Here is a 16,423-nt window from a genome sequence, read left to right on the forward strand (position 1 = left end):
GCGGAAAAAGGAGCCTTAGAGTAACCCCAGTTGCTCCGCTGCGGGTTCTCGATGCAAGGTCGGCAGCGGCGGCAGGCCCGGCAAACGCACCATCAGCTGTTGATGAAAACGCAGCGCCAGTTGCGCGGCGAGGCGGTTATCCGAGGTGTGCAGAAACACATACGGCGTGCGCCCTTCCTCGATCCAAGTGGCGACTTTTTCCACCCACGGCACCAGGAACGGGTCGTTGGCTCCCAGCTCCGGATGGCCAATGAAACGCACTTGGGGAAACAGCGTCAGCGCGGCCGGGCGCGGCGGCACCTTGGGTTTCTTCGACTGGGCGTGCAGCACGGCGGCTGAGGTAGAGGTGCAACTGAACAAAGCACGCGGGTCGAGGCAGATCCGCTCGACGCCACGGTCACGCAGCAGACGGTTGAGGCTGCGCTCGTCATCGCCCTTGGCGAAGAACGCCTGATGGCGCACTTCCACCGCCAACGGGCGTTCCAGTCCATCAATAAAACCGGCCAGTTCACCGAGGCGTTGTGGCGAAAAGCTCGCCGGCAGTTGCAACCACAGCGGCGCAACACGCTCACCCAATGGGCTCATCAAGCCGACAAAACTTTGCGCTGCCGGCAACTGTTCAAGCAGGTCGCCACTGTGGCTGATGTCGCCGGGGAATTTGGCGGTGAAGCGAAAATCCGCGGGCATGATTTCAGCCCAGCGCTGCACGGTGGCGGCCGAGGGTCGGGCATAAAACGTGGTGTTGCCTTCAACGGCGTTGAAGACTTGGGTATACAGCGAAAGGTAGTCGCTGGCGCGTGCGTCGGCTGGGTACAGGTACTCGCGCCAGGCGTTTTCACTCCAGGACGGGCAACCGATAAAGTAAGGCAGACGCATCAGATATGGATGTCGAGACCCAGCACTTCCATATCCCATTCGACAAAGCCGGCAGTGGTCAGGTAGCTGGCCAGGGCGGTAGCAACGCTTTTGCTCATGGAGCGAGGGAAGACCATGTCTTGCTGACGCGCGGGAAGACCACTGATACGCGCGCCGGCTGAACCTTGGGCGCTGGAATGAGAACTGGCATGCGACTCGGAGTGGACCTCGATGAAGTCCGGCGAATCCTCGACGGAATCGTCTACCGTCACGTTCGCCTTGCGCGGCTTACGTTTGAGGGGGTAGGACTGTGAGGAGAAGCCGTCTATACGCATACATGCAGACTCGGTATCAATGATGGCAATTTAGCGGCACTTTCCGTGGTGCGCAAATGCTCTGGTGATAACTAGAACACATAATTTGTAAAAGGTTTAAAAACGCGGGCAAATTCTGACGATTGGCGAAATTTGCCCCACATCTCCATCATTTTTGACGTCAAATAATCCCGCGTTCAGCCTTGGTCTGCGCGACCTTATCGCGCAGGTAGACCGGCGCCGCCTGATCAGCCGGAATCGCTTCGCCACGCTCGAAAGCGAAGCGTGCCAGCGTCAGCAAGTCGTGGGCATGGGGCAACATCCCAGCATCCTGGCCCGCCAGTTTCACGCCAATGCGCTCGCCATAACCCCAGCCAGTGCCGGCACCGAACCAGTCACCGCTGGCATCGGCCGGCAACACAGAGGACTGCGGCGATTGCACTGCTTCCACGCCCACCAGGCGCATTTCACCAGCGTGCTCGCGGTAGCAGCCCCAATAGACTTCGTCCATGCGCGCGTCGATGGCCGCGGCGACTTGCGACGCGCCGTGTTCACGCAAGGCGCGCTGGGCCAATACTGCCAGGTTGGAGACCGGCAATACCGGACGCTCCAACGCAAAGGCCAGGCCCTGGACCACGCCGATGGCAATCCGCACACCGGTGAACGCACCCGGGCCACGGCCAAAGGCAATGGCATCGACGGCAGAGAGCGTGGTGCCCGCGTCCTCAAGCAGCTGCTTGATCATCGGCAACAGCTTCTGCGCATGCAGGCGCGGGATCACCTCGTAGTGGCTCGTTACCTTGCCATCGTGCAGCAAGGCAACGGAGCAAGCTTCAGTCGCGGTGTCCAGGGCCAGCAGGGTGCTCATGGGTGTAGGTGTCCAAGTCGAAAAAAAGTGCGCCAGTATAAACAACAACGGCCCGCAAGCGGGCCGTTGTCAGTGAAGCCGATCGATGGATCAGCTCAACGCTTGCAGCACCTTGGCGGTGATGGCTTCTACGGAGCCGACGCCAGGGATATGGCTGTACTTCGGCTTGCCGTGGGCGGCAGACAACTTCTGGTAGAAATCCACCAGCGGCTTGGTCTGCGAATGGTAGACCGACAGGCGATGACGCACGGTTTCTTCAGTGTCGTCTTTACGCTGCACCAGGTCGTCGCCGGTGACATCGTCCTTGCCAGCCACTTTAGGCGGGTTGTAGACGATGTGGTAAACGCGGCCCGAGGCCTCGTGAACACGGCGGCCAGCGATACGCTGGACGATTTCTTCGTCTTCAACTGCGATTTCAACCACGGCATCCAGCTCTACGCCGGCTTTCACCAAGGCTTCGGCCTGAGGAATGGTGCGTGGGAAACCGTCGAACAGGAAGCCGTTCTTGCAGTCTTCCTGGCTGATGCGTTCCTTGACCAGGTTGATAATCAGGTCATCGGAAACCAGGCCGCCGCTGTCCATCACGCTTTTTGCGATCAGGCCCAGCTCGGTGCCGGCCTTGACGGCCGCGCGCAGCATGTCGCCGGTGGAGATTTGTGGAATGCCGAATTTTTCAGTGATGAACTTTGCCTGAGTACCTTTACCGGCCCCGGGAGCTCCCAGCAGAATGACGCGCATCGATGTGCTCCTCAATTTTTTATAGAGATGACGCTCGGATTCGCCGCGTGGGGCCAATCTCGTAAAAATATGGGTCTAGGCCGATGAAACGGCCAAAGGCTGATCAAGATACACAGCGGGCTCTATCCATACAAGCCGCCGAAAGTCGCAGGAACCCACGCCCGGCATGCGTCACAGGTCGGGTGTGCCTAAGTGCAACCTTGCCCCGCAAACGCCGACCGCCCTTTTCGGGGCGGTCGTCATGGTTTATCTGCAAGCCGTTGAGAACACGCAGAAAACCTTAACCGGTGTTGCGCAAACCGGCGGCAATACCGGCCACAGACACCAGCAGCGCCTGTTCCAGAGGGCTGTCCTGTGCGGCCTCCTGCTCACGTGAGCGCGCCAGCAACTCGGCCTGCAACAAGTGCAACGGGTCGAGGTAGGTGTTGCGCAGACGGATGAACTCAAGTGTGTCCGGGCTGTGGGCCAGCAGTTGCGACTGGCCAGTCAGGCCAAGCACCACGCTGCACGCCTGCGACAATAGGTCGCGTAAGTGCGCACCCAATGGCAGCAGGTCCGGTTGCACCAGACGCTCGTCATACAGGCGGGCAATATCGGCATCGGCCTTGGCCAGCACCATCTCCAGCATGTCGATGCGCGTGCGGAAGAACGGCCATTGCTCGCGCATCTGCCCCAGCAACTCGCCTTCACCACGCTCCAGGGCCTTGCTCAGTGCTGCTTCCCAACCGAGCCACGCAGGCAGCATCAGGCGGGTTTGGGTCCAGCCGAATATCCATGGAATGGCCCGCAGGCTTTCGATCCCGCCCGCGCGGCGCTTGGCCGGGCGACTGCCGAGCGGCAAGCGGCCGAGCTCCTGCTCTGGCGTGGACTGGCGAAAGTACTCGACGAACTGCGGATTTTCCCGCACTACGGCGCGGTAGGCGCTGACACCGTCTGCCGCCAATTCATCCATCAAATGGCGCCAGGCAGGCTCCGGTGGTGGCGGTGGCAACAGCGTGGCTTCCAATACGGCGGCCAGGTAGAGGTTGAGGTTCTGCTCAGCGATGTCCGGCAAGCCGAACTTGAAGCGGATCATTTCGCCTTGCTCGGTGGTACGGAAACGCCCCGCTACCGAGCCTGGCGGCTGCGACAGGATCGCCGCATGCGCCGGGCCGCCGCCACGGCCGACGGTGCCGCCGCGACCGTGGAACAACAGCAACTCCACCTGTTGTTCGCGGCAGATATCCACCAAACGTTCCTGTGCCCGGTACTGTGCCCAGGCGGCGGCGGTGGTGCCGGCATCCTTGGCGGAGTCCGAGTAGCCAATCATGACTTCCTGCGGGCCTTGCAACCGCGCGCGATAGCCCGGCAATTGCAGCAGGGTTTCCATCACCGGCCCGGCGTTATCCAGGTCGGCCAGGGTTTCGAACAGCGGCACCACTCGCATCGGCCGCTGCACGCCCGACTCTTTAAGCAGCAGCTGCACCGCCAGCACATCGGAGGCGGCGCCTGCCATCGAGATGACATACGAGCCCAGCGACGCAGCCGGCGCGGCGGCGATTTCCTTGCAGGTGTTCAACACCTCGGCCGTGTCCGCCGACGGTTTGAAGTAGCCCGGCAGCAGCGGTCGGCGATTGGTCAGCTCCTGGGTCAGGAAACTGATGCGCGCCTCTTCGTCCCAGTCTTCATAACGACCCAGGCCCAGGTAATCGGTGATTTCGGTCATGGCCGACGAATGCCGGCTGGAATCCTGGCGCACGTCCAGGCGTACCAAAAACAGGCCAAAGGTCACCGCACGGCGCAGGCAGTCGAGCAACGGGCCATCGGCGATCACGCCCATGCCGCACTCGTGCAGCGACTGATAACACAACTCCAGCGGGTCCAGCAGGTCACGGTTGTTCTGCAACACTTCGGCCGGCGCCGGGGTGTTGGCGGTCAGCGAGGTGTGCGCCCATTGGCGCGTGGCGCGCAGACGTTCGCGCAGTTGCTTGAGCAAGGCGCGGTAGGGCTCGACGCTGTCGCCCACCTTGGCCTGCAACGCCGGGCTGGCCTGTTGCATCGACAGCTCGGACGCCAGGTGATCAATGTCGCGCAGGTACAGGTCCGCCGCCATCCAGCGCGCCAGCAACAGCACCTCACGGGTCACCGGCGCGGTGACATTCGGGTTGCCGTCACGGTCGCCGCCCATCCACGAAGCAAAGCGAATCGGCGCTGCCTCCAGCGGCAGGTGCAGGCCGGTGGCGGCGTGCAGGGCATGGTCGGCTTTGCGCAAGTAGTTGGGGATGGCGTGCCACAGCGAATGCTCGATCACCGCAAAGCCCCATTTTGCTTCGTCCACCGGGGTGGGCCGTACGCGACGGATTTCTTCGGTGTGCCAGGCTTCGGCGATCAGTCGTTGCAGGCGTTCACGGATCTGTTCGCGCTCGGCACTGGTGAGGTCGCGGTGGTCCTGCAGCGCCAGTTGCGCGGCAATCGCATCGTATTTCTGAATAAGGGTGCGCCGCGCCACTTCGGTCGGGTGGGCAGTGAGGACCAGTTCAATCTCCAGCCGCGCCAACTGGCGGGCCAGCGACTCGTTGCTGTGACCTTCGCTTTGCAGGCGGGCCAGCAACTCGGGCAACACACGGGATTCGAACGGTGCCGGTTGCGACTCATCGCGCCGGTGGATCAGTTGGTATTGCTCGGCAATGTTGGCCAGGTTGAGGAACTGGTTGAAGGCCCGCGCCACGGGCAGCAGTTCGTTTTCCTGCAATTGGTTCAAGCTGGCGCTCAGTTCCTCGCCGGCGGCTTGCTCGGCGACGGCTCCACGGCGGTCAGCCTTGGCGCCTTTGCGGATCTGCTCGATCTTGTCGAGAAAGTCGTCGCCGTACTGCTCTCGAATGGTGTTGCCCAACAGCTCACCCAGCAGGTGAACATCCTCACGCAAGCGTGCATCGATATCACTCATCAGCCAATCTCCAGCCAGAAATCCGGGACGCGCAGGTGTTCCAGAGTGCCGCCCGCGTCGGTTTCTGACAAGACACTTTAAACCTTGTGAGTTGCAGCTAGTCTCAACAGTGAGCCGCCGCGTTATCCGCGCTGGCGGCCGGACACTCATCACCGCCTGCTACTGCGGGCTCATTGAGGTTGCCATGAAGATTCGAGAACTGGCCCAGCATTGGGAAGAGAACGCCACGGGTCGCTTGACCAAGACCGAATACGCGATTCATCTGGATGTGGAGTCTGCTGCACGGCTGGCCGCCATTGCCGAGATGTACCCCAAGCGCCACACCGAAGAACTGCTCGGCGAGCTGATCGGCGCCGCCCTTGAAGAGCTGGAAGCGAGCTTTCCCTACGTCAAGGGCCAGCACGTGATTGCCACCGACGAAGAGGGTGACCCTCTGTACGAAGACGTTGGCCCGACGCCACGCTTTCTCACGTTGTCCCGGCGCTATCTGCATGATTTGTCAGACAGTGCTGAAGAAAAAAAGCACTGATACACGCCCGCCAAACCTTATTTAACCCAATTATTCCGGGCCTTTCACGGGCTCGGAGTACCTCTGCGCGTTGTAAAAGTTCCAACTTTTAAACGCTGACCATTCAGTCAGATATTTTTTTAGGCAATTCGCCATCTTCTCTGAACTTTTGAAAAAAGCCTCCGGTCACAGCCAGTAAGCCATCACTTGGAACGGCCGTTTGAAAGCGTGTTTCGAGCTTAACCGCCGAGACCCGAACCGCTGACCAGTGCCATGGATTTTGATGTTTTTCAGGAGTTACCCAATGGAGTTGAAGACGATGAAGACCAGCACTGCCAAAACCTCGTTTAACCACCTGCGCGGGCTTAAATTGGCCGCGCTGGCAATCGGCACCAGCTTCCTTCTGGCAGGCTGCGCCGGCAACCCACCGACTGAGCAATATGCCGTGACCCAATCTGCGGTCAACAGCGCTGTGAGCGCCGGCGGCACCGAGTACGCAGCCGTGGAAATGAAGTCGGCTCAGGACAAGCTCAAAGAAGCCGAAATCGCCATGCATGACAAGAACTACGACAAGGCTCGTCAGCTGGCCGAACAAGCCGAGTGGGACGCTCGCGTTGCAGAGCGCAAAGCCCAGGCCGCCAAAGCCCAACAGGCTGTGAAGGACTCCCAGAAGGCTGTTCAGGAGCTGCGTCAGGAAGGCATGCGCCCAGCTGTTATCCAACAGCAATAAGCCAACGCCCTGATTGCATTGCACCCGAAATCGAATTGAAAGGACGACACGACTATGCGTAAACAATTGATGATCCCTGCCCTGCTGGCGATGAGCGTTGCCCTGGCGGCCTGCTCCACCCCGCCGAACGCGAACCTGGAAAACGCACGGACCAATTTCTCGGCCCTGCAGACCAACCCACAAGCCACCAAGCTTGCGGCGCTGGAAACCAAGGACGCCAGCGACTGGCTGGACAAGGCTGACAAGGCCTACCGCGACAAGGAAGACGAGAAGAAGGTCGACCAACTGGCCTACCTGACCAACCAGCGCGTTGAAGTGGCCAAAGACACCATCGTGCTGCGTGAATCCGAAGCCAAGTTGAAAAACGCTGGTGACGAACGTGCTCGCGCCCTGCTGCAAGCCCGTGATGCCCAGATCAAGCAACTGCAAGACAGCTTGAACGCCAAGCAAACTGATCGCGGCACCCTGGTGACGTTCGGTGACGTGCTGTTCGCCACCAACAAGTCCGACCTCAAGTCCAGCGGCCTGGTCAACATCACCAAGCTGGCGCAGTTCCTGCGCGACAACCCGGACCGTAAAGTGATCGTCGAAGGCTACACCGACAGCACCGGCTCCGACTCGTACAACCAGAGCCTGTCCGAGCGTCGTGCCGCTTCCGTGCAGCGCGCACTGGCTCAGCAAGGCGTGGATATCTCGCGCATCGTGACCCAGGGTTACGGCAAGGAATACCCGGTTGCCGACAACGGCAGCGCATCGGGCCGTGCCATGAACCGTCGCGTTGAAGTGACCATCTCCAACGATAACCAACCGGTCAAGCCACGTTCGTCCGTCGCTAATTGATCGATTGAAGCAGTAAAAAAAAACCCACCTTTCGGTGGGTTTTTTTATGCCTCAGACTTCGATTTTACGGCTGCTGTCATCGGCGGGCATCATGGCCTCCATGCCTTGTCGACCCGCCATCAGTTTCTCCAGCTCCTGCGGACCTTTCTGGTCCTCGGCGCCACTGCCCTGAGCCCCACCCGCGGCCTTCGACAGCATGTCCATGAGCATCTTCATCGGGTCTTGTTTCTCTTGCTTCTGGGCGTCCTGCCCGCCTTGGGCGCCGTCTTCACCGCCCTGCCCCAGCTTTGCTGCGCCCTGGGCCATTTCCAACATCTTACTGATCGCGCCAATTCCACCAACCATGATCACTCTCCCGGATTCGATATACGCAAATTAACTATCAGCAACACTGACACGTCATTCAGTGGCTTCTTACGCGATACGGTTCCAGATATTTCCGTGATCATGTGGCGGGGATGAAGCGCAGGTCACTCCTGCAGTTGCGGCGTCTCCTGGCCCATGCAGCGCACGGCCTGCTTCTTGTTGTTCACCAGCACGCCGCTCAAGCCTTTTTGTTCGGTATCAAACATCACCAACACACCGTCGACGCACTGCGCCACTTGCGCAGCTGGCGTGAGGGAGATTTTGTAATCCTCGCCCGGCACCGTCTTGAGCAAAGTGAAGTCGCTGAGCAGCAACGCATCTTCCGGCTTGGCGAAGTGCAGGTAGCCGTAGTACCACAGGCAACCGACAGTGCCGATGATGGTGCCGACGCCGGTGAGGATCAGCGGGATCATGTTGCGTTCTTCGCTCATTGCGGGCTCTCTGACCTATCAACGTTAGGGTTCGGGTAATTGGGGATTTCCCCCAGGCGGCGCAGGCCGTTGAAGTGCTGCGGGTCGTCCAGATAACGCAGCATCACGGTTTGCCAGGTCTTGTCGGCAAATGTCTGCACATGGCCGCCACGCGTCAACTGCAACACCCTGGGCGGCGGCGCGGCCTGATACAGGCGAATGCCATTGGCCATCGGCACGATCGGATCATCCAGGCTATGGAACAGCAGCTTGGGTACGCCGGTCAGTTGCGGCATGGCGTTGATCGCACTGTCAGCGTCGGGCACCAGCCACGACAGGGGCACTTGAAACGGCCATGTTATCCAGGACGTACTCAGGGCGAATTGTCCTACGTCACGATAACTGGCGGGCACACCGTCCAATACCAGCGCCTTGAGCTGCGGCTGGCGCTCCGGGTGCGCCGCCAGGTAATGCACGGCGAGTGCGCCACCCAGGCTTTGGCCCAACACAATCAACGGCCGCCCCTGGGTTTCAGGCGCCTTGTCGATCCAGTTGAACGCCGCATCAATGTCCTGGTAGATCGCCGGCAACGACGGCTTGCCTTCCGACAGACCATACCCGCGATAGTCCAGCAGCAGCACTTGATAGCCCTGCTCCGGCAGCCACCAACTGCCCCCCAGGTGCCACGCCAGGTTGCCGCCATTGCCGTGCAAGTGCAGCACCGTGCCTTTGACTGGCACGCCGGATTTGGCTGGCAGCCACCAGGCGTGAAGTTTTACCCCGTCGGCAGTGGTCAGGGTGACATCGCGGTACTGCAGATGGGCTTTTTCCGGCGTGAACGGCAGGCCGGGTTCGGGGTAGAACAGCAGTGAGCTGCAGCCGTTCAATGTGAGTAGCAGGCAAAGAATGCCGAGGATTCTCATCCGTTGAAGCCTCGCAAGTGGGTTGGAAATCAATCTTGAGATCAATAGGGATCAAAGGTGGGAACTGGCTTGCCTGCTCCCACCTTTTGATCCGTTTTTTCAGGACTATCGCCTACAGGATATTCGAGTAATCGGCCTCGATCCGGTCCAGGCTCAAGTGATTGAGGAAGTTGGAGAAGCACATCCACGCCGCCAGCGCGTTCATGTCGCGAAACTGCTCGGGCAGGTACTTGGGCGGCACCACCAGGCCTTCATCGACCAACTGGCGCAGGGTGCGCATGTCTTCCAGCGTGGTCTTGCCGCAGAACAGCAGCGGCACTTGTTCCAGCTTGCCTTTGCGCACGGCCAGCTGGATGTAGTTGTAGACCATGATAAAGCCCTTGAGGTAGGACAAATCCTTGGTAAACGGCAGACCGGTCGGCGTCGAGCCGCGGAAAACCCGGCTGGCATTGCCGTAGCTTTCGGCCATCTCAAAGCCTTGCTCACGGAAGAATTCGAACACCTGCAGGAAGTCGGCGCCCTCCTCCACCATATGGATGGCACGGGTGCGGTTGGTCAACTTGCGCAAGCGGCTCGGGTATGAGGCGAAGGTAATGATCTCCATCAGAATCGCCAGGCCTTCCTGGGTCACCGTGGACGACGGCGGCCCCTTGGACAGGAAGGTGCAGATCGGCTGGTTCTGGCCGTTGAGCGTGGTGCCGACGTGCACCAGGCCTTCATGCACTTCCAGGGCGCGCACGTCGCGGTCGTTGAACATCGCATCGGCGCGGATCTTGATGTAGTCGGCGCCAGCCGCCGCGTCCGCGACAATCCCGTCGGACTCAAACACGCGGATGGTTTCCTCCGCTTCGCCAAACACCTTGTTCAGGCGGGTTTGCAGCAACGCCACTGCATCCTTGGCGGTAAGGGTCTTGGCTTCGTCCTTGAGGTCGCCACGGCCGTCGATGTTGTTCAGGTAGTCAGACAGCATCAAGCCCAGGTCCGCCAGGGTCGGGTCGCCAGCGTGGAACGCATCGGACGCGGCGCCATACAGCTCCTGGGAGATCAGGCCGAAATCCTCGGTGCCGCGCGCCTCGAGCATGCGCACCACCATGCGGTATTCACGGCACATGCGCCGCATGATCTGCCCCACCGGGCTGAATTGGCCGAGGCGACGGGTGATGTCGCGCTCGATGTTCTGGAACTCCAGCTTGACTGCGCTGGAATCGAACGACAGTGGCCGGTTCAGGTAGTAATCGCGGTCCACGGCCGGCATCGCCTTGCCCTTGGCCTTGAGGAAACCCTGGCGAATGTTCTCGTCCCACTTCACGGCGTCGAGGACGCGAATCGGTGTTTGCGCCAGCACAATGCGATCAGACAAGGTGCGTATCGTCTGCTGGTAATCGTCCACCCGGTGCTTCCTCTTTAAACGTTATTTGCCCGCGCGCTGGTAGCGTACGGCTTCAACGAACACATCGGCATTGGCCGGGTCATCCAGGTAGGCAAACACCTGGTCCATGGAGCTGTCCACCAGCACGCCGGCGCCTTCGACCGTGTCGACGGTGCTGCCGTGCAACACGTTTTGGCCGATGGCTTGGTGGATCTGCTCAAGGTCGAGGTTGTAGACCACCAACTCAGGCTTTTTGTCGCCCTCACTTTCAAAGTCGAAGCCGGCGAGGATGAAATGCCCACCCAGTTTGCCCGGCAACGGCGCCGACAAATACCAGCGGTTGCCATGGCGCGCCACGGTAAACAGGTACTCATCGCGCTGGGCCGGCTTGGCTTTAGGGTAGCTCACGGCTTTGTAGCGGTGCTCACCAACCCGAGTGATCTGCAGGTTAAGCGGCTCGCCCCAGGCATTTTTGCTCGACCAATGGCCGAGCAAGGCAGCCGGCGCGGCTTCACGGGCTGGCAGCGGGTCCTTGAAGGTCACCAGGCAACCGCTGAGCAACAGGAATGACAAAGCGATTAGCGCGACATGCCAGGCTTTCATTGCGTACTCCATCAAGTGTGGGCGCTGGCTTGCCTGCGATACAGGCGCCTCGGTGCATCCGGTAATCCAAGGCGATGCTATCGCAGGCAAGCCGGCGCCCACATAAAGCGGATAGCGCACAGGGTGTGCTAGACCGAGGCCAACACCAAATGCATGTAACGCTTGAGGATTTCAAGCATCTCGTCAGCGGTGAGAGGCTCTGGCCCGCCAAGCAGGCCCTGATATTCCATCCGACCGATTATCGCCGTCAACACTTTGGCATCCTGTTGCGGCTCGCGGGAACCCAATACCTGGAAAAACTGCCCGGTTCCCTGCAACAGAATCTGCTGATGAGACCGCACCAGTTGCGCCAGCCGCGGGTTGAGCAAGGCTTCCTGGCGAAAGGCCTGCTCGGCCATCAGGTGTTCGCGGCGGTTGGTCAGTTGGCGCATCACGTAGTCGGCGGTGAGCCGCGCAATGTCATCGGCCAATTGCGAGCGCGACTGCGGGCTGCCATCGCCATAGGCGACCATCTCGCGCAGCAGGCCTTCGTTGCGCACCCACAGCTTGCCCATGAAAGCGGCGCTGCGTTCCACGTATTGGGCGAAGGTATCGGTGAGCAGGTCATCGATGTCCTTGAAATAGTAGGTGGTGGCCGACAACGGCACACCGGCCTCTGCCGCTACGGCGCGATGGCGCACGCCTCGTACACCATCGCGCACAACGATGCGCATGGCCGCATCGAGAATATCCTGCCTGCGCTGCTCGCTGCCCCGCCGGCTGGCCTTGCGGCCCTGATACTGAACGCTTTCAGCCACGGCAGCAGCAATGCCGGCGGCACCTTCTTGAGCCATTACGCGGTTCACGACAGATCTTCCTTTAAAAGGTGACGCGCTGCGTCACGGGCTGCATTCCCACGCAGAGCATGGGAACGATCACCTGGCGCCGTTCTCTTGACGGCTGAATGTGCCACACAAAAAAGCCGCCTTATAAAAGGCGGCTTCGGATTTCGCTACGGTTACGCTTGTGGCCGCATGTGCGGGAACAAGATCACATCGCGGATCGACGGCGAGTTGGTCAACAACATCACCAACCGGTCGATGCCGATACCTTCACCGGCGGTTGGCGGCATGCCGTATTCCAGGGCGCGGACGAAGTCGGCGTCGTAGTGCATCGCCTCGTCGTCGCCGGCGTCCTTGTCGGCCACCTGGGCCATGAAACGCTCGGCCTGGTCTTCCGCGTCGTTAAGCTCGGAGTAGGCGTTGGCGATTTCGCGCCCGCCAATGAACAGCTCGAAACGGTCGGTGACGTTCGGGTTGTCGTCGTTGCGACGGGCCAGCGGCGACACTTCGAACGGGTACTGGGTAATGAAGTGCGGCTGTTCCAGCTTGTGCTCCACCAGTTCTTCGAAAATCATCACCTGCAGTTTGCCCAGGCCTTCAAAACCCAGCACCTTGGCGCCGGCTTTCTTGGCGATGGCGCGGGCCTTGTCGATGTCGGTCAGGTCGTCAGCGGTCAACTCAGGGTTGTACTTGAGGATCGAATCGAACACCGACAGGCGCACGAATGGCTCACCGAAGTGGAACACCTTGTCGCCGTACGGCACGTCGGTGCTGCCCAGAACCAGCTGCGCCAACTCGCGGAACAACTCTTCGGTCAGGTCCATGTTGTCTTCGTAGTCGGCGTACGCCTGGTAGAACTCCAACATGGTGAATTCAGGGTTGTGACGGGTCGAGACGCCTTCGTTACGGAAGTTGCGGTTGATCTCGAAGACTTTTTCGAAGCCGCCAACAACAAGCCGCTTGAGGTACAGCTCAGGCGCAATGCGCAGGAACATTTCCATGTCCAGCGCGTTGTGGTGGGTTTCGAACGGCTTGGCTGCGGCACCACCGGGGATGGTTTGCAACATCGGCGTTTCCACTTCCAGGAAGTCGCGCTTCATCAGGAAGCTGCGGATGTGCGCAATCACCTGCGAACGCACGCGGAAAGTCTGGCGCACGTCTTCGTTGACGATAAGGTCAACGTAGCGCTGGCGGTAGCGCTGTTCGGTGTCGGTCAGGCCGTGGTGCTTGTCCGGCAGCGGGCGCAGGGATTTGGTCAGCAGGCGTACGCTGGTCATTTCAACGTACAGGTCGCCCTTGCCGGAACGGGCCAGGGTGCCTTCGGCGGCAATGATGTCGCCCATGTCCCAGGTTTTCACCGAGGCCAGGGTTTCTTCCGGCAGGGTTTTACGGTTGACGTAGACCTGGATGCGCCCGGTCATGTCCTGGATCACCATGAACGAGCCACGGTTGAGCATGATGCGACCTGCCACCTTGACCGGGATTGCAGCCTCTGCCAGCTCTTCCTTGGTCTTGTCCGCGTATTGCTTCTGCAAGGCATCGCAGTAGTTGTCGCGGCGGAAGTCGTTCGGGAAGGCATTGCCCTTGGCGCGCTCGGCAGCAAGCTTTTCCTTGCGCAGGGCGATCAGGGAGTTTTCTTCCTGTTGCAGGGCTTGCGGGTCGAGTTGTTGGTCGCTCATGTCTTTTGAAATTCCATCACAGGTACGTTTTCCCCAACCTTCGGCTGGGGATCGCCGGGCAAGGACTGGGCGTCCCGCCGGCTCCTACAGTCTTTTTACAGGCCCGATTTCAGGCTGGCTTCCAGGTATTCGTCAATGTCGCCGTCGAGCACCTTGTCGCAGTCACTGCGTTCGATGTTAGTGCGCAGATCCTTGATCCGCGAAGCATCGAGCACATACGAACGGATCTGGTGACCCCAGCCGATATCCGACTTGGTGTCTTCCAGCGCCTGGGAAGCGGCGTTGCGCTTCTGCATTTCCTGCTCGTACAACTTGGCCCGCAGCATTTTCATGGCGGTGTCCTTGTTCGCGTGCTGGGAACGTTCGTTCTGGCAGCTGACCACGGTATTGGTCGGTACGTGGGTAATACGTACGGCCGAGTCGGTGGTGTTAACGTGCTGACCACCGGCACCGGAGGAGCGATAGGTGTCGATGCGCAGGTCGGCCGGGTTGATCTCGATTTCGACCTTGTCGTCGATCTCTGGCGAGACAAACACCGCAGAGAACGAGGTGTGACGACGGTTGCCGGAGTCGAACGGGCTCTTGCGCACCAGGCGGTGCACGCCGATTTCGGTGCGCAGCCAGCCAAAGGCGTATTCACCCTTGATGTGCACGGTCGCACCTTTGATACCCGCGACTTCACCGGCCGACAGCTCCATGATGGTCGCGTCGAAACCGCGTTTGTCAGCCCAGCGCAGGTACATACGCAACAGGATGTTGGCCCAGTCCTGGGCTTCGGTGCCGCCGGAACCGGCCTGGATGTCCAGGTAGGCGTTGTTCGGGTCCATTTCGTGGCTGAACATGCGGCGGAATTCAAGCTTGGCGAGGTTTTCCTCGAGACGGGCCAGCTCGGCGACGACATCGCCCACTGCGCCTTCGTCGTTTTCTTCGACGGCCATGTCCAGCAGGTCGCGGCAATCGCCCAGACCGGTGTTCAGTTCGTCAAGCGTGTCGACGATCTGTGCCAGCGCAGCGCGCTCGCGGCCCAGTTCCTGGGCGTATTCAGGTTTGTTCCAGACAGCCGGATCTTCAAGCTCGCGATTGACTTCGGTCAGACGCTCATGCTTTTGATCGTAGTCAAAGATACCCCCGAATAGTTTCGGAGCGCTCGGACAGGTCCTTGATGGTGTTAAGGATCGGGTTGATTTCCATGGCGGGCAGCACTCGTTGGCGAACTTTTGAAAGCCGACGAGTATAACGACAAACCAGCGGAAACGGCAGCCCGCTTGGCGAAAAGGCCGGATTTATACACAATCCAAGCCCCATGAAGTTCCAAATATGGAAGGGAGCTTGCCCTGATGGCAGTCTGTCACTCAATGATGTTGTGACTGACCCGCCGCTATCGGGGGCAAGCCCCCTCTCACATTGAATGGGGCACGACCTCAGGTCACTCGATACCCACCTGATTGCGCCCATTATGCTTGGCCGTATACAGGCCTTTATCGGCCGCCATGATCAGCTGCCGGCAATCCGTGCCCTGCACCGGCGTCAGGGTCGACAGGCCGATGCTGATGGTCAGGCTCGCGCCTTCAGCCGGAGCAATGTGCGGAATTTTCAGCGCCGCCACGGCCATGCGCAGCTTTTCTGCCACCAGACGTGCGCCGCCCGGCGAGGTGTTCGGCAACACCAGCGCAAACTCTTCACCGCCATAACGTGCCGGCAGATCGGAAGGACGACTGCTGGCTTCGCGGATCGTCGCAGCGACTTTGCGCAACGCTTCGTCACCTTCGACATGGCCAAAGCTGTCGTTGTAGGTCTTGAAGAAATCCACATCGATCATCAACAACGACAACTGAGTCTGGTCACGCATGGCGCGACGCCATTCCAGCTCAAGGTACTCATCGAAGTGCCGGCGATTGGACAGCCCGGTAAGGCCGTCGGAGTTCATCAACCGTTGCAGCACCAGGTTGGTGTCCAGCAACTGCTGCTGGCTGACCCGCAGTGCCCGATACGCCGCATCCCGCTGCAGCAGCGTCATGTACGAGCGCGAGTGATAGCGAATGCGCGCCACCAGTTCGATGTTGTCCGGCAGCTTGACCAAATAGTCGTTGGCCCCGGCCGAGAAGGCCGCGCTCTTGATCAGCGGATCGTCCTTGGTCGACAGCACGATGATCGGGATATTCGCGGTGGCCGGGTGGTTGCGGTATTCACGCACCAGCGTCAGGCCGTCGAGGCCGGGCATGACCAGATCCTGCAGGATCACCGTGGGCCTGATGCGAATCGCCTGGGCAATCGCCTGATGCGGGTCGGCGCAAAAGTGGAAGTCGATGTTTTCCTCATGGGCCAGGCCACGCCGCACCGCTTCGCCGATCATGGCCTGGTCGTCGACCAGCAACACCATGGCGGCATTTTCGTCGGTCTTGATGTCGTCGATCTGTAGATCATTCATGTGCAGTCACCTGAATTACTTTCCTGCAAGCCGGCACCGCGGAGG

17 protein-coding genes are annotated in these 16,423 nt (G+C 60.3%); 3 read left to right on the top strand and 14 right to left on the bottom strand.

All coding sequences use genetic code 11. From position 1 onward, the window contains the following. Positions 1 to 15: 15 nt before the first annotated feature. The 5 genes from AC19YS_RS24915 to ppc form a co-directional block, all read right to left on the bottom strand. Positions 16 to 876 carry a DUF72 domain-containing protein gene (locus tag AC19YS_RS24915; protein WP_500602830.1) on the bottom strand — a complete coding sequence of 287 codons (861 nt, stop codon included), beginning with the start codon at positions 874 to 876 and terminating at the stop codon, positions 16 to 18. Then, positions 876 to 1,190 (bottom strand): hypothetical protein, encoded by a 315-nt coding sequence (locus tag AC19YS_RS24920; RefSeq protein WP_500602831.1) that lies wholly within the window; start codon positions 1,188 to 1,190, stop codon positions 876 to 878. Before AC19YS_RS24920 ends, AC19YS_RS24915 begins: the two co-directional genes overlap by 1 nt. A 160-nt stretch (positions 1,191 to 1,350) precedes the next feature. After that, the gene (gene tsaB / locus AC19YS_RS24925; RefSeq protein ID WP_500602832.1) at positions 1,351 to 2,037 is read right to left on the bottom strand and encodes a tRNA (adenosine(37)-N6)-threonylcarbamoyltransferase complex dimerization subunit type 1 TsaB; all 687 of its coding nucleotides are present in this window, start codon (positions 2,035 to 2,037) and stop codon (positions 1,351 to 1,353) included. Between the two features lie 90 nt (positions 2,038 to 2,127). Beyond that, positions 2,128 to 2,775: an adenylate kinase gene (gene adk / locus AC19YS_RS24930; protein WP_106577196.1), complete on the bottom strand. Its 648-nt coding sequence runs from the start codon at positions 2,773 to 2,775 to the stop codon at positions 2,128 to 2,130. 280 nt (positions 2,776 to 3,055) lie between these two features. Beyond that, on the bottom strand, positions 3,056 to 5,701 hold the full coding sequence (gene ppc, locus AC19YS_RS24935; RefSeq protein ID WP_119738706.1) for a phosphoenolpyruvate carboxylase: 2,646 nt from the start codon (positions 5,699 to 5,701) through the stop codon (positions 3,056 to 3,058). Positions 5,702 to 5,885: 184 nt separating this feature from the next. Between ppc and AC19YS_RS24940 the strand changes: the two genes are divergently transcribed. The 3 genes from AC19YS_RS24940 to lptF all read left to right on the top strand — a co-directional run bounded on the left by AC19YS_RS24940 (position 5,886) and on the right by lptF (position 7,779). Then, positions 5,886 to 6,230: a pilin assembly protein gene (locus tag AC19YS_RS24940; protein ID WP_124416598.1), complete on the top strand. Its 345-nt coding sequence runs from the start codon at positions 5,886 to 5,888 to the stop codon at positions 6,228 to 6,230. A 283-nt stretch (positions 6,231 to 6,513) separates the two neighbouring features. Then, a complete protein-coding gene (locus AC19YS_RS24945) occupies positions 6,514 to 6,939 on the top strand; it encodes a DUF4398 domain-containing protein (RefSeq protein ID WP_106577199.1) in 426 nt (141 codons plus the stop codon). A gap of 54 nt (positions 6,940 to 6,993) precedes the next feature. After that, positions 6,994 to 7,779, top strand: a complete 786-nt coding sequence (gene lptF, locus AC19YS_RS24950) for a lipotoxin F family OmpA-related lipoprotein LptF (protein WP_106577200.1) — start codon at positions 6,994 to 6,996, stop codon at positions 7,777 to 7,779. 51 nt (positions 7,780 to 7,830) lie between these two features. On the opposite strand, the gene AC19YS_RS24955 is transcribed toward lptF, so the two are convergent. The 9 genes from AC19YS_RS24955 to AC19YS_RS24995 form a co-directional block, all read right to left on the bottom strand. Continuing rightward, positions 7,831 to 8,124, bottom strand: coding sequence for a hypothetical protein (locus tag AC19YS_RS24955; protein ID WP_106577201.1), 294 nt, complete (start codon positions 8,122 to 8,124; stop codon positions 7,831 to 7,833). 125 nt (positions 8,125 to 8,249) lie between these two features. After that, the gene (locus AC19YS_RS24960; protein ID WP_106577202.1) at positions 8,250 to 8,576 is read right to left on the bottom strand and encodes a PA3694 family proteiin; all 327 of its coding nucleotides are present in this window, start codon (positions 8,574 to 8,576) and stop codon (positions 8,250 to 8,252) included. Then, a complete protein-coding gene (locus AC19YS_RS24965) occupies positions 8,573 to 9,478 on the bottom strand; it encodes an alpha/beta hydrolase (RefSeq protein ID WP_106577203.1) in 906 nt (301 codons plus the stop codon). The genes AC19YS_RS24960 and AC19YS_RS24965 overlap by 4 nt, the downstream gene beginning before the upstream one ends. Positions 9,479 to 9,590: 112 nt before the next feature. Further along, positions 9,591 to 10,868 carry a flavohemoglobin expression-modulating QEGLA motif protein gene (locus AC19YS_RS24970; protein ID WP_106577204.1) on the bottom strand — a complete coding sequence of 426 codons (1,278 nt, stop codon included), beginning with the start codon at positions 10,866 to 10,868 and terminating at the stop codon, positions 9,591 to 9,593. A 21-nt stretch (positions 10,869 to 10,889) separates the two neighbouring features. After that, positions 10,890 to 11,450 carry a hypothetical protein gene (locus tag AC19YS_RS24975; protein WP_106577205.1) on the bottom strand — a complete coding sequence of 187 codons (561 nt, stop codon included), beginning with the start codon at positions 11,448 to 11,450 and terminating at the stop codon, positions 10,890 to 10,892. A 128-nt stretch (positions 11,451 to 11,578) separates the two neighbouring features. Next, on the bottom strand, positions 11,579 to 12,295 hold the full coding sequence (locus tag AC19YS_RS24980; protein WP_106577206.1) for a TetR/AcrR family transcriptional regulator: 717 nt from the start codon (positions 12,293 to 12,295) through the stop codon (positions 11,579 to 11,581). 152 nt (positions 12,296 to 12,447) lie between these two features. Then, positions 12,448 to 13,950, bottom strand: a complete 1,503-nt coding sequence (gene lysS / locus AC19YS_RS24985) for a lysine--tRNA ligase (protein ID WP_119738697.1) — start codon at positions 13,948 to 13,950, stop codon at positions 12,448 to 12,450. Between the two features lie 95 nt (positions 13,951 to 14,045). Then, a protein-coding gene (prfB, locus tag AC19YS_RS24990) for a peptide chain release factor 2 (RefSeq protein ID WP_096236834.1) occupies positions 14,046 to 15,141 on the bottom strand; the annotation gives its coding sequence in 2 pieces (ribosomal slippage) (positions 14,046 to 15,068 and positions 15,070 to 15,141; 1,095 coding nt in all). A 235-nt stretch (positions 15,142 to 15,376) separates the two neighbouring features. Further along, on the bottom strand, positions 15,377 to 16,378 hold the full coding sequence (locus AC19YS_RS24995) for a response regulator (protein WP_200623437.1): 1,002 nt from the start codon (positions 16,376 to 16,378) through the stop codon (positions 15,377 to 15,379). Positions 16,379 to 16,423: the final 45 nt, after the last annotated feature.

The sequence above is a fragment of the Pseudomonas sp. MF08831 genome (assembly GCF_059862645.1).

Coding starts and splice junctions, on each gene's coding strand:
- AC19YS_RS24915 (WP_500602830.1), bottom strand. CDS start 876: ATGCGTCTGCCTTACTTTATCGGTTGCCCGTCCTGGAGTGAAAACGCC.
- AC19YS_RS24920 (WP_500602831.1), bottom strand. CDS start 1,190: ATGCGTATAGACGGCTTCTCCTCACAGTCCTACCCCCTCAAACGTAAG.
- tsaB (WP_500602832.1), bottom strand. CDS start 2,037: ATGAGCACCCTGCTGGCCCTGGACACCGCGACTGAAGCTTGCTCCGTT.
- adk (WP_106577196.1), bottom strand. CDS start 2,775: ATGCGCGTCATTCTGCTGGGAGCTCCCGGGGCCGGTAAAGGTACTCAG.
- ppc (WP_119738706.1), bottom strand. CDS start 5,701: ATGAGTGATATCGATGCACGCTTGCGTGAGGATGTTCACCTGCTGGGT.
- AC19YS_RS24940 (WP_124416598.1), top strand. CDS start 5,886: ATGAAGATTCGAGAACTGGCCCAGCATTGGGAAGAGAACGCCACGGGT.
- AC19YS_RS24945 (WP_106577199.1), top strand. CDS start 6,514: ATGGAGTTGAAGACGATGAAGACCAGCACTGCCAAAACCTCGTTTAAC.
- lptF (WP_106577200.1), top strand. CDS start 6,994: ATGCGTAAACAATTGATGATCCCTGCCCTGCTGGCGATGAGCGTTGCC.
- AC19YS_RS24955 (WP_106577201.1), bottom strand. CDS start 8,124: ATGGTTGGTGGAATTGGCGCGATCAGTAAGATGTTGGAAATGGCCCAG.
- AC19YS_RS24960 (WP_106577202.1), bottom strand. CDS start 8,576: ATGAGCGAAGAACGCAACATGATCCCGCTGATCCTCACCGGCGTCGGC.
- AC19YS_RS24965 (WP_106577203.1), bottom strand. CDS start 9,478: ATGAGAATCCTCGGCATTCTTTGCCTGCTACTCACATTGAACGGCTGC.
- AC19YS_RS24975 (WP_106577205.1), bottom strand. CDS start 11,450: ATGAAAGCCTGGCATGTCGCGCTAATCGCTTTGTCATTCCTGTTGCTC.
- lysS (WP_119738697.1), bottom strand. CDS start 13,950: ATGAGCGACCAACAACTCGACCCGCAAGCCCTGCAACAGGAAGAAAAC.
- AC19YS_RS24995 (WP_200623437.1), bottom strand. CDS start 16,378: ATGAATGATCTACAGATCGACGACATCAAGACCGACGAAAATGCCGCC.